This window comes from Providencia sp. UF-224, assembly GCF_058245955.1.
In genome coordinates this window covers 416898-431442 of sequence record NZ_JBSICC010000001.1, presented here as the reverse complement: position 1 = coordinate 431442, position 14545 = coordinate 416898, and the positions used below count along the sequence as shown (strand labels likewise).

The following is a 14545-nucleotide window of genomic DNA, read 5'->3' as shown; positions in this document are numbered from 1 at the left end:
CATTAATGACTAAGTTAACTATCCATCCAGGAAAAATGACACTCGATGAGTTACGTATTGTTTTCCAACAAACAGTGACCGTTTCCCTTGATAAACGTGCACAGGCTGCGATTGAAAAAAGCGTTGCAACCGTCAATAAGATCATCGCGGAAGATAAAACTGCATATGGTATCAATACAGGTTTTGGCTTGCTTGCAAACACCCGTATTGCCACGAAAGATTTGCAGTCATTACAACGTTCTATTGTGATGTCCCATGCGGCAGGTGTTGGCGAACCACTTGATGATGAACTGGTTCGCTTGATTATGGTTCTAAAGATCAATAGCTTAGCGAGAGGGTTTTCAGGTATCCGTCTTGAAGTCATTAATGCGCTGATCGCATTAGTGAATGCGCAAGTTTATCCGTTCATTCCAGCTAAGGGTTCTGTTGGGGCATCAGGAGATTTAGCGCCTTTAGCACATATGAGTTTGATTTTATTAGGGGAAGGTAAAGCCCGTTTTGAAGGTAAATGGATTTCAGCGAAGAAAGCACTGGAAAAAGCAGGCCTGTCGGCACTGAAGTTAGAAGCCAAAGAAGGTTTGGCATTATTAAATGGCACACAAACCTCAACTGCATTTGCGCTTAAAGGGTTATTCGAAGCGGAAAAACTCCTGCTTTCAGGTATTGTTTGCGGTGCATTAAGTGTTGAAGCCACGCTAGGTTCACGTAAACCATTTGACCCACGTGTACAAGAAGTTCGTGGGCAAAAGGGGCAAATCGATGTGGCAGCCATGTTCCGTGAAATTTTATCGCCAACGAGTGAATTAGCCAAATCCCACGAAAACTGCGTAAAAGTGCAAGACCCCTATTCACTACGTTGCCAACCGCAAGTGATGGGCGCGTGTTTAACGCAAATTCGCCAAGCGGCTGAAGTGATTTTAATTGAATCGAATGCAGTGTCAGATAACCCGCTGGTCTTTACAGATAACGGTGACATTATTTCAGGCGGGAACTTCCACGCAGAGCCTGTGGCGATGGCGTCAGATAATATTGCTCTTGCGCTGGCTGAAATCGGTGCATTGTCAGAACGCCGTATTGCATTATTAATGGATACACATATGTCACAATTACCACCTTTCCTTGTCAATAATGGTGGTGTGAATTCAGGCTTTATGATTGCACAGGTGACCGCTGCTGCATTAGCAAGCGAAAACAAAGCATTAGCGCATCCGTCTAGCGTTGATAGCTTACCAACCTCTGCAAATCAGGAAGATCACGTATCAATGGCACCTGCGGCGGGTCGTCGTTTATGGGAAATGGCAAAAAATGTCACGGGTATTTTGGCAATAGAGTGGTTATCCGCTTGTCAGGGTATGGATTTCCGTGAAGGCTTAAAATCTAGTGAAGCACTCGAAAAAGCACGTAAAACACTGCGTGACCAAGTGGCTTACTATGATAAAGACCGTTATTTTGCCCCTGATATTGAAGCGGCAATAAACCTCATTAATCAACACAAACTCTCAACACTCTTTACGGTAGGGACCGTCTTCCCTAAATAGCACATCAAGCAAATAAAAGGTGGCCGGCAATGTATCGGCCGCCTGAAGTATTTATCTGCACGACTAATAAAATAATACGAAGGATAAATCATGCAAAGCACATCACAACTTGCGCGAGGGCTTTCTGCGCGCCACATCCGATTTATGGCTCTTGGCTCTGCGATTGGTACAGGGCTATTTTACGGTTCAGCAAAAGCGATAGAAACTGCAGGCCCGGCGGTCCTGCTGGCATATATCATTGGTGGCGCGGCCGTATTTATGGTGATGCGTGCACTCGGTGAAATGGCCGTTCACCGCCCGCTGGCGGGGTCTTTTTCCCAGTATGCAAGCCATTATTTAGGTGCTAGAGCTGGCTTTTTTGCTGGCTGGACTTATGTATTTGAAATGCTAATTGTTTGTCTCGCAGATGTCACGGCATTCGGCGTGTATATGAAACTGTGGTTCCCAGAAGTTGAACAATGGATTTGGGTGCTCAGCATTATATTTTTTATCGGTGCGATTAACTTATGCCACGTAAAAACCTTTGGTGAAATGGAGTTTTGGCTTTCCATTATCAAAGTGGTGGCGATTATTGCGATGATAGTGGGCGGTGCTGCAATTATGTTGTTTGGCTTTGGTCAGGCAGCAGACCATGCAGTGGGTGTATCTAACTTATTTATTCATGACGGGTTTATGCCGAATGGAATAGGTGGGGTGATTGCGTCATTTGCCGTAGTGATGTTTGCGTTCGGGGGCATTGAGGTTATAGGTATTACAGCAAGTGAAGCGAAAAACCCTGAAACGACGATCCCAAGGGCCATTAACGCCGTACCAATTCGTATCTTACTTTTTTATGTCCTGACGTTATTTGTATTGATGTGTATATACCCATGGAACCAAATTGGTCAACAAGGTAGCCCATTCGTCCAAATTTTCGATAGCTTAGGGATACAGTCCGCTGCAAATATTTTGAATGTGGTGGTGATCACCGCGGCGATATCAGCGATCAATAGCGATATTTTTGGTGCAGGGCGCATGATGTACGGGATGGCGCATGAAGGACAAGCGCCGAAAGCCTTCACTAAGCTAACAAAAAATGGTGTGCCATGGATGACTGTGCTCGTAATGGTGGGAGTTCTGTTAGTAGGTGTCGTCTTGAACTACGTTATTCCTGATGATGTGTTTGTCGTGATTGCATCCATTGCGACATTTGCCACGATTTGGGTCTGGCTGATGATTTTGCTGTCACAATTTGCGATGCGCAAAAAAATGTCTCCTGAAGAAATTAGTCAATTGAAATTCCCGGTGCCGATGTGGCCTGTCGCACCAATTCTCGCGATTGCTTTTATGGTGTTTATCTTTGGTGTGCTTGGCTATTTCGAAAGCACGCGAATTGCCTTGTATGTTGGTATCGGTTGGTTAGTACTATTAACTATCGCTTATGCGTTATGGGTTAAAAAGCCTGCAAAAGAAACGGAAGCGCTCGTCCAAAGTGAAAGTTAATCTCGCCATTTTTCTCTGATTGTTTTGGTATCTTCATTCATGCCCTTTAGCGTCTTAAAGGGCATTTTTGCATCAAATTGCTATTCAAAGGTGCGATTTGGTCGTTTTGTTAATTATTTTATTGCATTAATCTGCTGATTTGTCTTTCACTTCGTGGCAAACTTTAGCTATTCGCATTTTCCCTTTCAAAAATCACGCTGGAGAAACCCTTCTTGGAAAAGATCTTCGTTGATGAAGCTGTTGCAGAACTTCATACCATTCAGGATATTTTACGTTGGACGATGAGTCGTTTTAATGCCGCCAATGTATATTATGGCCACGGAACCGATAACCCGTGGGATGAGGCGCTGCAATTAGTGTTGCCAACGCTTTATTTACCGTTAGATCTGCCGGATGAACTTCTCACATCGCGCTTAACGCCAACTGAGCGCCACCGTATTATTGAGCGTGTTTTACGGCGCATTAATGACCGTATTCCAGTGGCCTACTTGACCAACCGTTCATGGTTCTGCGGCCATGAATTCTATGTGGATGAGCGGGTGCTGATCCCACGTTCACCAATTGGAGAGCTGATTAATAACCACTTTGTTGGGTTATTAGCAGATGAACCACAGACTATTTTAGATTTATGCACCGGCAGCGGCTGCATTGCTATTGCGTGTGCTTATGAATTCCCTGATGCAGAAGTGGATGCGGTTGATATTTCTAGTGATGTTCTTGCTGTTGCCGAAGAAAATATCGCTAACCACGGTTTAGATCACCGTGTAGTACCTATCCGTTCAGACTTATTCCGTGATATGCCAGAGGTAAAATATGACCTCATCGTCACGAATCCCCCGTATGTAGATGCCGAGGACATGGGGGACTTACCAGAGGAATTCCGTGTTGAACCTGAACTGGCACTTGCTGCGGGCAGTGATGGTTTAAAACTGGTTCGTCGAATTCTGGCAAATGCGCCGCGTTTTCTCACTGAAGAGGGAATTCTGGTGTGTGAAGTCGGTAACAGCATGGTGCATCTCATTGAACAATACCCAGAGATCCCATTTATTTGGTTAGATTTCGAATACGGTGGTGATGGCGTATTTATGTTAACGCGTGAACAGCTGGTTGAGCATCATGCGCATTTTGATTTATATATTGATTAATCAATAGTTGCACGATGGATTAGTATAGGGTAATCAATAAGAACAACATAACAACATCATTATTAACAACCACATTCTTGGTATTCAAGAACGGCTTAAAATAGGAAACTCCGATGGCTGGAAATTCAATTGGGCAACTGTTTCGTGTGACCACATTTGGTGAGTCACACGGTGTGGCATTAGGTTGCATCGTCGATGGCGTACCTCCGGGGTTAGCACTGACAGAAGCAGATTTACAAATCGATTTAGACCGTCGCCGCCCAGGTACATCACGTTATACAACAGCGCGCCGTGAACCTGATCAGGTTAAAATTCTTTCGGGTGTATTTAATGGTATTACGACAGGGACAAGCATTGGCCTGTTGATTGAAAATACTGACCAACGTTCACAAGACTACGGTGCAATCAAAGATGTCTTTAGGCCAGGGCATGCCGATTACACCTATGAGCAGAAATATGGCCAACGGGATTACCGTGGTGGTGGGCGTTCATCAGCACGTGAAACCGCAATGCGTGTTGCTGCTGGTGCCATTGCAAAAAAATACCTGCAAGAGAAATTAGGTATTCAAATTCGCGGTTGTTTAACACAGATGGGCCCTGTTGAGTGTGAAATTAAAGATTGGTCAATCGTTGAAGAAAACCCATTCTTTTGCCCTGACCCTAGCAAATTAGACGCCCTTGATGAATTACTGCGTGGCTTGAAAAAAGAAGGCGACTCCATTGGTGCGAAAATTACCGTTGTTGCTGAGCATGTTCCTGCTGGATTAGGCGAACCTGTATTTGACCGATTAGATGCGGATATTGCCCATGCACTAATGAGCATTAATGCGGTTAAAGGGGTGGAAATTGGTGATGGCTTTGGTGTTATTGGCCTGAAAGGCAGTGAAAACCGTGATGAAATTACCCGTGCAGGTTTTACGTCAAATCATGCTGGGGGAATTTTAGGGGGGATTAGCAGCAGCCAACCTATTATTGCCCATATTGCTTTAAAACCGACCTCAAGCATTACAGTTTCAGGTAAAACATTGAATCGTGATGGTGAAGAAGTGGATATGATCACCAAAGGTCGCCATGACCCTTGTGTGGGGATCCGCGCTGTGCCTATCGCAGAAGCGATGTTGGCGATTGTGTTAATGGACCATTTCTTGCGCCACCGTGGTCAGTGTGCGGATGTGACTCCTGCAATGCAACCATTTGAATAACAGTAAAAAATAGCTAATGTTATCAGAGGAGCGAAGCAGTTAGTCGCTCTTCTAAAATGAAGGTTTGGATGACACCTCCTTAAAAATATTTCATCTGGGTTGTGATATCGCAATGCAAAGTTGCGATAAATTACGCGTTAACATCATGATGTTTCTCATTTTTGGATTGAAAAATGGATTGGCTAACCGCCGTTGCACCTGAAGTTTATGCCTTACTTTTCTTTGTTGCACTTTTTGCTGGTTTTATTGACTCCATTGCGGGCGGTGGCGGGTTATTAACGATACCTGCGCTGTTGTCTGTTGGTATCACACCTGTTGAAGCGTTAGCGACCAATAAGCTCCAAGCCGTTGGGGGCTCATTTTCTTCCACTTTATATTTTGTTAGGCGCAAAGCGATTGACCTACGCGAGCAAATATTCCCCTTCATTATGACAATGTTTGGTGCGATGCTCGGGGCGATTGTTATTCAAATGATTGATACCGCCTTCCTTAAGCAGTTGCTTCCCGTATTGGTTATCTGCGTTGGTCTCTATTTTTTATTAACGCCATCAATCGGTGTACAAGATAGACAGCAACGTGTGAGCATGCCATTTTTTGGCATTGCTATTGGTATGACTCTGGGCTTCTATGATGGCGCATTTGGGCCGGGTACAGGTTCATTTTTGGCTTTAGGTTATGTGCTGCTGCTCGGTTATAATCTGGCAAAAGCCACTGCTCATGCAAAATTACTCAACTTCGCCTCCAATTTCGGCTCTTTAGTGTTTTTTATTATCGGAGGTCATGTTCTTTGGATGCTCGGTTTTGTTATGCTGGCGGGCCAAATGATAGGCGCACGATTAGGCGCTCGTTTGGTGCTAACTAAAGGACAAAAACTGATCAGGCCGATGATTGTGGTGATTTCGTTATTGATGAGTATTAAGTTACTCCACGATAGCCATGGTGATGTGATTAAAGCTTGGTTCCTCTCATTATTTTAAGATGATTTAAATTATTCATGAGTAAACATAATTATCAGGACTTGATTAATATTTTTGATGGATGTTTTGGTGAAACTTATAACACCAAGCTGGTAAAAGGGGACGATGAACCCATTTATTTACCTGCCGATGAGGCCGTTCCTTATCACCGTATTGTGTTTGCCCATGGCTTTTTTACCAGCGGGTTGCATGAAATTTCTCACTGGTGTATCGCGGGTGAAGCACGGCGCCAGCAGGTAGATTACGGTTATTGGTATTGCCCTGATGGGCGTGATGAAAAAACACAATGTGAGTTTGAAGTCGTTGAAATAAAGCCTCAAGCCCTTGATTGGCTATTTTGTGTTGCAGTAGGAATTCCTTTTAATGTTAGCTGCGATAATTTGGAAGGGAATTTTGAACCCGATCGCATCGCATTTATGCGCAAAGTTCATACACAAGTGATGACTTATTTGCAAAATGGCATTCCTGAGCGCCCATTATGCTTTATTAATGCGTTACAATCGTTTTACAATACGCCTCCACTTTGTGCAGAAGACTTTCCCTATCCGGAAGACATTTTTGCCTGATTGACACATTTAAAGTAAGGATTAAGCATGCTTGCGGATTTAGAAACACGCATACTGACAAAAATTGATGATATGGTTGAACACGCTAGCGACGATGAATTATTCGCAGGCGGCTATCTGCGTGGTCACTTAACCCTTGCTGTGGCTGAGCTTGAAGAAGAAAACGAAACCAGCTCAGAAGCGTTGTATCAACGCGTTGAAGAAAGCATTCAAACTGCCATTAAAGCGGGTGAGTTAACACCCCCTGACCAAATTTTGGTTTTAGGTATGTGGAAAAATTTATTAAATAACGCAATTTAATTTTCTGTGTTATGAATTGGAAGCGGGGGAACCCGCTTTTTTGTTAGCTAAATTTTGTGATAAGTAAACATGATGGCGCATACTCGCTTAGCTAAATTGGCAGATGCCAAATACCTCCCTGCGGTTGAAGCCTCCGCTGGGCAGGCATTCACGACTATTGAAAAATATAAATGGCTTGCTGAAGGTGATGGGCAAACAGAGCAAGATCACCTTGATTTTATTGCCAAGCAATTAGAATGGGTGGCAGTGAATGATAACGGTAGACCCATTGGTTTTATTAATGCTGAAATCCATCATGATAGCCTGTTTATTTGTGAGGTTTCAGTTTGCCAACAATGGCAAGGGCAGGGGCTGGGTAAAAAACTGATCAAGCAGGTTTTGGATGCGGCGTTGGCACGTAATATAGCGACTGTAACGTTGACCACTTGCCGCGATGTACCTTGGAATGCACCTTATTACCAACGCTTAGGTTTTGAAATAATTGATGAAAGCCAACTAACTGACGCACTGCGTGATATTTTACAAGCTGAAATCGACGCAGGGTTCAAAGCAACAGACCGCTGTGCGATGGCAATTCAATTAACTTAAAGCAGGCTTAAATTTATAGGCCTGCCAGTTGGTTGTTAGTAAGGTATTTTTACGGGGCGGCCTACCCGCAATTTTTTTACCCAAAAACGATTTGGGTTCAATTCAGCCAACGTTTCATCATCTAATGGTAGAGGCTGCCCAAAAATCTGTGAAGCAAGAATTTCCGCACACAGTGGGGCGGTGGATAGCCCTCTTGAGCCCAGCGCACCAAAGATAAACAAGTTGGGGTAAACGGGGGCATCCTCAATGGGTTGGCTCTTTGCGATTTTTGCCTGCAAATCATGATAAGCAGCTAAATGCTGCTCATAATTTGGCACGTTTCCTAAGAGTGGAAAATGGTCACGTATGACGCAGCGAATGCCTTGGCGCGATTGTTGTTGTGAAATATTGATATCATGTGGCCATGAAACACCGGGTAAATTATCAATCAGCTTTTGGCGGTTAGCTTGCTGCTCAGCTTCATTGTAGTCTAAATCGAGGTAGTCACGTTGATAGCTGGCGCCTAAACAATGTTGCTTGCCTGTATTGTCCGCAGGGGTTAAATAGCCCTCAAAACACAACACATTTTTAAGTTTTTGCAGCATTGGGTTGGTCGGAATATGGCTGACTTGCCCCCGTACCGCGTTTATGGGCAAATTAACGGTTTGTGAATATTGGCGCAGTTTATGGCCATTAGCAATAACTACAGTTGGGTGTACACGTGTTAGCTCATTTTGTTCTGGTGTTGTTATCTTCAATTGCCAGTCGCGTTCGTTTTGCACTAATGCCGTGACATCATGATTGAAATAAAACTGAACACCTTGGTGTTGCAGATAATGATACAAGCCCTCGCACAGATCAGCAGGGCAGAGCCAGCCACCAGATGGATAATGAATACCATCGTAATTGACATCAACGCCACAAATATCATTGAGTTGCTGGTGGTTTTTACCCACGGCAAAATCTTCAGGCCAATCGGTATCTAGCATTCCCGCAATTTTACGGGCGATTTTTTCGTTATAGGCTAACTGAGTAACGCCACACCACTGACCATCAAAGGGAATTTCCAAGGTGGCAAGCTGGTGGTAAAAGCGTTTAGCAAATGGGAAAGCACTGACAAAAAAACGTTCGAGAGGGTCATTCGCGCCTGTTAATAAAGGGTAAATAGCACCTTGGCGGTTACCCGATGCATTTTGGGCAACATTGGCATCTTTACAATACAGTGTGACGTTGGCACCGCGTTTCATAAGAAAGTAGGCGGCAGTTAAACTAGCAAGCCCACCACCAATAATGGCAATATCATGCGGGTTATCAGCAGGTTGCCTTTTACTCCACGGCATTGAACTCTGGTAAGTGTTTTCAGCTAATATGCCTGTTAACATTTCGCGTTTTTGCCCAAAACCTTTGGCTTTTTGCAGTGTAAATCCTGCTTGTTGCAACCCGCGTTTGACAAAGCCAGCCACGGTAAATGTGGAGAATGTTGCACCTTTTCGAGCCAGTTTCACCATTGTAGCGAACAGCTGTTCACTCCACATTTGTGGGTTTTTAGAAGGTGCGAAACCATCCAAAAACCAAGCATCTATCTTGTTGTTTAAATTGTCTTTAAGAAGCGATATTTGCTCATTAACATCCCCAAACCATAAATCTAATGTGATATCACCATTTTCCAAAATAATTCTTTGGTTACCCGCTAATGCAGGCGGCCAGTTTTCACATAATTCGGTAGATAGCGCAGAAAGCTCAGGCCAGCATCGATGCGCAGCAATTAAGTCCGCTTTTGTTAGGGGGAATTGTTCAAAACTAATGAAATGTAACCGCTTAAGGGGGGATTGTGGATACTGAGCTTTGAACTGCACAAATGATTGCCATAAAACGAGGAAATTCAAACCTGTACCGAACCCTGTTTCAGCGATTACACAGGTTTCATCAGAATGGGTCTTAAAACGCTCAGGGAAATGATTTCCGTGCAAAAAAACATGGCGGGACTCTTCTAACCCATTTTGGTTAGAGAAATAGATATCTGCAAATTGCTCAGACATGGGAGTGCCTTCATCATTCCAGCTAAGGCGTGCGGTTTGTACTGCGCTCTTTTTCACGATAAAGCCTATGATCACCAAATAATCGCTAAATTTTACCGCTGATAGTCGTGTAAGGCTACTGTCATAAAAAAGTGTTATTACTGCCGTAGAGAAAAAAATACAAAAATTTACCCTGATCGGACTTGTTCAGCGTACAAGTGTAAGCTAAAGTGACACCCTGTAATCCCGCAATCATATAAATATAGACATGAGGTAACGAATGAAGCGTGCAGTCATCACTGGTCTAGGTATCGTTTCCAGCCTTGGTAATAACCAGGAAGAAGTACTGGCTTCTCTGAAGGAAGGTCGTTCCGGGATCACTTTCTCAGAAGAATTCAAAGAGGCAGGGCTTCGTAGCCATGTCTGGGGTAATGTCAAAAATTTAGATCCCAAAGACCTGATCGACCGTAAAATGTACCGTTTTATGAGTGATTGTTCCGCATATGCTTACTTGTCTATGGAACAGGCGATTGCGGATTCAGGTTTAACTGAAGAACAAGTTTCGAATTTACGTACGGGTATTGTTGTTGGTTCAGGCGGTGGTTCTCCACGTAACCAAGTCGCGGGTTCAGACGGCATGCGTGCTAAAGGTTTACGCGGTGTAGGTCCATACATGGTGACCCGTGCAATGGCATCAGGTATCTCTGCTTGCTTAGCAACACCGTTTAAAATTAAAGGTGTGAACTACTCAATCAGTTCTGCTTGCTCCACATCTGCGCACTGTATCGGTCATGCAGTTGAATTAATTCAACTGGGCAAACAAGATGTGATTTTCGCCGGTGGTGGTGAAGAGCTGAGCTGGGAAATGACTTGTGAGTTCGATGCAATGGGCGCGTTGTCTACCAAGTATAATGAAACGCCAGATAAAGCATCAAGAACGTACGATAAAGACCGTGATGGTTTCGTTATTGCAGGCGGCGGTGGTATTGTTGTTGTTGAAGAGTTAGAACACGCATTAGCACGTGGCGCACACATCTACGCTGAAATCGTGGGCTACGGTGCAACATCTGACGGTGCTGACATGGTTGCTCCATCTGGTGAAGGCGCTGTGCGTTGTATGCAAATGGCAATGCAAGGTATTGATAAAATTGATTATATCAATACTCACGGTACCTCAACACCTGTTGGTGATACGAAAGAGTTAGAAGCTATCCAAGAAGTATTTGGTGATAACTCTCCGGCTATCTCTGCAACGAAAGCAATGAGCGGTCACTCATTGGGCGCTGCGGGTGTACACGAAGCTATCTACAGTTTATTAATGTTAGAACACGGCTTTATTGCGCCAAGCATTAACGTTGAAAACTTAGATGAGAAAGCAGCTGGTTTGAATATCGTGACTAAACCAACGGAACAAGCGTTGAATACAGTGATGTCAAACAGCTTCGGCTTTGGTGGTACTAACGCCACATTAGTGATGAGCAAATATAAAGCGTAATTTATATCACTAATACAAATAAGATATTGATAAGCGAGGTCTTTGGATCTCGCTTTTTTATTTTTATAAATCGATTTGTTGTAGTTTCTTTTTTTGAAAGCATCCCTTTGTCCCGTGGGCTATAAATACCGCTCATTTTTATTATTAAGACAAGGAATGTAGATGAGTTTTTCTTTAGCGGGTCATCAAATACACAATGGAATACGCAATAATAGAGCTGAAATTGCCTCAGGCTTGGTCATGCTTCCTGTGTATGCAGGTTTAATTACCGTAGGAATTGCTGACGCCTTAATGGGCGTGAATACATCATTATCAGGTTGTGGTAATTGTTTGCCATTATTAGAAACGAAAAATCGCTGCGCAACTTCAGCAAAGGTGATTAAAGCGATTGAGCAACCTACAGAAAATAATGTCTTAAAGGCATTTATTTCACAAATGAAAAAGGTGAATAATTTAGATGTGAATGATAGTCATAAAGCAAAATATGAACAAAGGTTATCAGATGTCTATTCGTCTTATATAAATAAGTTATACCCTGAAACTAAAAATATTAAATCACCTATTATGTTTTCTATTAAACCAGAAAGCCACACATCAATGGTTCATTTCGATAAGAGTATAAGCGATGGCATTAAAGAGATTATTAAAACAAAAATGGAAGAAGATGAATCACATTTCAATAATATCATGCCAGATAATAAAATCTATTTAAGGTTTGATTTTTAGGAACAATAAAATGAATGGCAGTGTTGTTTTCTGCCATTTTTGACTTAATCACCACCCCCATCACCCCCGCCAGAATCCGATGAAGAACAGTCTGAGCTTGAATTATCATTCGAACAAAAACTGCTACTTGTACGGTGGTTATCATCATTGGATGAATTGTCATAATAGGGTGGTACATAACTTGAGTTTGAATGACTGGAGTTTATTTTTTTCGTTGTATCCTTCACATTTTTGCACACTTCAAAAATTTGGCTTTTCCCTTTTGCCCAGCCAATGGTCACCAAACTGGTGTTTTTTTTCACGGTAACATGCAGCATTTTCCCGCAGAAAATATACATTTTACCAACGGATTTTATTTGAATATAACCGCTGTCTTTCTCTGCGATAATGACAGGGTTTTGGCTGTGGATCACGTAATTGTCACCGTGAACATTAACCGTGCGGATATATGCTAATGGTTTAGGGTGGATATTAAAAAGAACAAAAAACAATCTATCAAGCATATCGTTTATTATTTTAGTGAATGAAGTTTGTAAGTTAATTGATTGGTGCTATTGCGCCAATCGTCTTTGTCTGATTAAACATTTACAGTAGTCAATTCGAATAATAAAACATCATTTTCTGAAATTATTACTATCAAGTTAGTGCGATGATATTAGCGTCAAATAAGGTTAATCAGAGGCACTAATATGAACTTCACACGATGCAAAATTTGGAAAAATGACTTAAAAATTTTAGGTAGCGCTTTAATTAACAGTATTAAAAGCCTATTCGCAGTCAGAATTAAATGCATATTTAATAATAACAAGCCATTTCCGCTGTCTGCCAAACATCCAAAACCCTCACTGCTCATGCCAATGCCAGAATCAAAATATGTCTATTATGGTGAAAGCGCACACAATAAAAATGTGATATTGCTAAGTTATACAAAGCTTCCTGTTAATTGATAAGTAAAAAAAATGCCCCGAAAGCAACCTGGGGCAAAGTTTTACAGAGAAGGTACCCGCAAGGCGAGCTAAGAGAGAGTGTGTTGCAATTTACGTTTGCGAATGCGTTTAATAATTGGTGGAAGTACCAGTACCAACACTGCAAGGACTAATAAGCTTTGTGAAATGGTGCTGCTCCACAAAATATCGAAATCACCGTTACTGATAGACAGCGAGCGGCGCAAGTTTTGCTCCAACATTTCGCCTAATACAAAACCTAAAATTAACGGGGAAAGGGGGAAATTCATTTTCCGTAAAATAAAGCCAAACACCCCAAGCCCCATCATCAACAGTAAGTCAAATGTCGTACTGTGAACCGCATAGACGCCTACGGCTGAAACACACGCGATAGCAGGGACTAAAAACCAAAGCGGTACCGTTAACATACGGGTGAATAAGCCAATTAATGGGATATTCATGATAAGTAACACCACGTTGGCAATCAGCAGGGCGGCAATCAGCCCCCACACGATGTCCGGTTGCTCGGTGAACATTCCAGGCCCCGGCGTGATGTTATACAGCGTTAATGCCCCCATCATGACTGCGGTTGTTCCCGAACCCGGCACGCCAAGAGTTAGCATCGGAATAAATGACCCACATGCAGAGGCATTATTAGCCGCTTCTGGTGCTGCAACACCGCGCACATCACCATTACCAAAATCACCTTTTTCACCACTGATTTTTTTCTCCGTCATGTAGGTGATAGCACTGGCAATCGTTGCGCCTGCTCCCGGTAATACCCCAACGAAGAAGCCAATAAATGACGAGCGCAGAGCTGGGCCCGCACAGGCTTTGGCTTCTTTGCGGTTAAACAGCATGCGGCCTGTTTTACGGATCAAACCTTGCCCTGCCGCTGTGCTTTCTAACATCAGCAGAATTTCGCTGACGGAAAACAAACCAATCACGACAACAATAAATTGCACGCCATCCGATAAGTGCACACTATCGAACGTAAAACGGTATTCTCCAGAGTTAGCATCGACCCCGACGGTGGCGAGTGACAAACCAATTAACGCCGCAAGCAGGGATTTAATCGGGTTTTGGCTCATCATGCTACCAAGGCAGGCGATGGCAAATACCATTAGTGCAAAGTATTCGGCGGGCCCAAAGGCGAGTGACCACTGGGCAAGTAACGGGGCGAACAAAATAATACCGACGATAGCGATGGTTGAACCGATAAAGGAACTTACCGCTGAAATTGACAGCGCTACGCCACCACGACCTTGTTTTGCCATAGGATAACCATCTAACGTCGTCATTATCGCGGCGGCATCACCGGGGACATTCAGTAAAATAGAGGATATCCGGCCGCCATATTCACAGCCTAAATACACGGTGGCGAGTAAAATCAGCGCAGACTCGGCGGGCAGTTTTAAGGCAAAGGCGAGTGGCAGTAAAATCGCTACGCCATTAATCGGCCCTAACCCCGGTAACATGCCTACGACGGTGCCAATAAAGCAACCGATTAAGGCAATCAAGATATTTTGAGGGACAAGGGCGACCTCAAAACCTTGCGATAGATACATCCAAGTTTCCATATTGT

The 14545-nt window shown here is 43.3% G+C and carries 13 protein-coding genes; 10 read left to right on the top strand and 3 right to left on the bottom strand.

Annotated elements, in window-relative coordinates:
• Positions 1-5 precede the first annotated feature (5 nt).
• The 8 genes from hutH (at position 6) to AC4IFO_RS02085 (ending at position 7798) form a co-directional block, all read left to right on the top strand.
• Positions 6-1538, top strand: coding sequence for a histidine ammonia-lyase (hutH, locus tag AC4IFO_RS02120; protein WP_490731425.1), 1533 nt, complete (start codon positions 6-8; stop codon positions 1536-1538).
• Between the two features lie 90 nt (positions 1539-1628).
• Positions 1629-3020, top strand: a complete 1392-nt coding sequence (locus tag AC4IFO_RS02115) for an amino acid permease (protein ID WP_490731423.1) — start codon at positions 1629-1631, stop codon at positions 3018-3020.
• Between the two features lie 212 nt (positions 3021-3232).
• Entirely contained in the window at positions 3233-4165 is a 933-nt protein-coding gene (prmB, locus tag AC4IFO_RS02110) for a 50S ribosomal protein L3 N(5)-glutamine methyltransferase (RefSeq protein ID WP_490731421.1), read from the top strand.
• A 113-nt stretch (positions 4166-4278) separates the two neighbouring features.
• Positions 4279-5367 (top strand): chorismate synthase, encoded by a 1089-nt coding sequence (gene aroC, locus AC4IFO_RS02105; RefSeq protein ID WP_219247134.1) that lies wholly within the window; start codon positions 4279-4281, stop codon positions 5365-5367.
• A 173-nt stretch (positions 5368-5540) separates the two neighbouring features.
• Positions 5541-6344, top strand: coding sequence for a TSUP family transporter (locus tag AC4IFO_RS02100; RefSeq protein WP_353243200.1), 804 nt, complete (start codon positions 5541-5543; stop codon positions 6342-6344).
• A gap of 17 nt (positions 6345-6361) precedes the next feature.
• Entirely contained in the window at positions 6362-6910 is a 549-nt protein-coding gene (locus AC4IFO_RS02095) for an elongation factor P hydroxylase (protein WP_490731418.1), read from the top strand.
• Positions 6911-6937: 27 nt separating this feature from the next.
• On the top strand, positions 6938-7210 hold the full coding sequence (locus AC4IFO_RS02090) for a YfcL family protein (protein ID WP_219247140.1): 273 nt from the start codon (positions 6938-6940) through the stop codon (positions 7208-7210).
• Between the two features lie 69 nt (positions 7211-7279).
• A complete protein-coding gene (locus tag AC4IFO_RS02085) occupies positions 7280-7798 on the top strand; it encodes a GNAT family N-acetyltransferase (protein WP_490731415.1) in 519 nt (172 codons plus the stop codon).
• A gap of 35 nt (positions 7799-7833) precedes the next feature.
• Here AC4IFO_RS02085 and mnmC read toward each other — a convergent pair whose 3' ends face one another.
• Positions 7834-9873, bottom strand: a complete 2040-nt coding sequence (gene mnmC / locus AC4IFO_RS02080) for a bifunctional tRNA (5-methylaminomethyl-2-thiouridine)(34)-methyltransferase MnmC2/FAD-dependent 5-carboxymethylaminomethyl-2-thiouridine(34) oxidoreductase MnmC1 (protein WP_490731413.1) — start codon at positions 9871-9873, stop codon at positions 7834-7836.
• A 202-nt stretch (positions 9874-10075) separates the two neighbouring features.
• Here mnmC and fabB point away from each other — a divergent pair, with 202 nt between their 5' ends.
• Together fabB and AC4IFO_RS02070 are read left to right on the top strand one after the other, a co-directional pair.
• On the top strand, positions 10076-11290 hold the full coding sequence (gene fabB / locus AC4IFO_RS02075) for a beta-ketoacyl-ACP synthase I (RefSeq protein WP_490731411.1): 1215 nt from the start codon (positions 10076-10078) through the stop codon (positions 11288-11290).
• Positions 11291-11452: 162 nt separating this feature from the next.
• Complete coding sequence (locus tag AC4IFO_RS02070; protein ID WP_490731409.1) at positions 11453-12016, top strand: hypothetical protein; 564 nt, start codon at positions 11453-11455, stop codon at positions 12014-12016.
• Positions 12017-12060: 44 nt separating this feature from the next.
• On the opposite strand, the gene AC4IFO_RS02065 is transcribed toward AC4IFO_RS02070, so the two are convergent.
• Together AC4IFO_RS02065 and AC4IFO_RS02060 are read right to left on the bottom strand one after the other, a co-directional pair.
• The gene (locus AC4IFO_RS02065; RefSeq protein WP_490731407.1) at positions 12061-12429 is read right to left on the bottom strand and encodes a hypothetical protein; all 369 of its coding nucleotides are present in this window, start codon (positions 12427-12429) and stop codon (positions 12061-12063) included.
• Positions 12430-13031: 602 nt separating this feature from the next.
• Positions 13032-14540: a tripartite tricarboxylate transporter permease gene (locus tag AC4IFO_RS02060; RefSeq protein WP_490731405.1), complete on the bottom strand. Its 1509-nt coding sequence runs from the start codon at positions 14538-14540 to the stop codon at positions 13032-13034.
• Between the last annotated feature and the right edge of the window lie 5 nt (positions 14541-14545).

Coding starts and splice junctions, on each gene's coding strand:
- hutH (WP_490731425.1), top strand. CDS start 6: ATGACTAAGTTAACTATCCATCCAGGAAAAATGACACTCGATGAGTTA.
- AC4IFO_RS02115 (WP_490731423.1), top strand. CDS start 1,629: ATGCAAAGCACATCACAACTTGCGCGAGGGCTTTCTGCGCGCCACATC.
- aroC (WP_219247134.1), top strand. CDS start 4,279: ATGGCTGGAAATTCAATTGGGCAACTGTTTCGTGTGACCACATTTGGT.
- AC4IFO_RS02100 (WP_353243200.1), top strand. CDS start 5,541: ATGGATTGGCTAACCGCCGTTGCACCTGAAGTTTATGCCTTACTTTTC.
- AC4IFO_RS02095 (WP_490731418.1), top strand. CDS start 6,362: ATGAGTAAACATAATTATCAGGACTTGATTAATATTTTTGATGGATGT.
- AC4IFO_RS02090 (WP_219247140.1), top strand. CDS start 6,938: ATGCTTGCGGATTTAGAAACACGCATACTGACAAAAATTGATGATATG.
- AC4IFO_RS02085 (WP_490731415.1), top strand. CDS start 7,280: ATGATGGCGCATACTCGCTTAGCTAAATTGGCAGATGCCAAATACCTC.
- fabB (WP_490731411.1), top strand. CDS start 10,076: ATGAAGCGTGCAGTCATCACTGGTCTAGGTATCGTTTCCAGCCTTGGT.
- AC4IFO_RS02070 (WP_490731409.1), top strand. CDS start 11,453: ATGAGTTTTTCTTTAGCGGGTCATCAAATACACAATGGAATACGCAAT.
- AC4IFO_RS02060 (WP_490731405.1), bottom strand. CDS start 14,540: ATGGAAACTTGGATGTATCTATCGCAAGGTTTTGAGGTCGCCCTTGTC.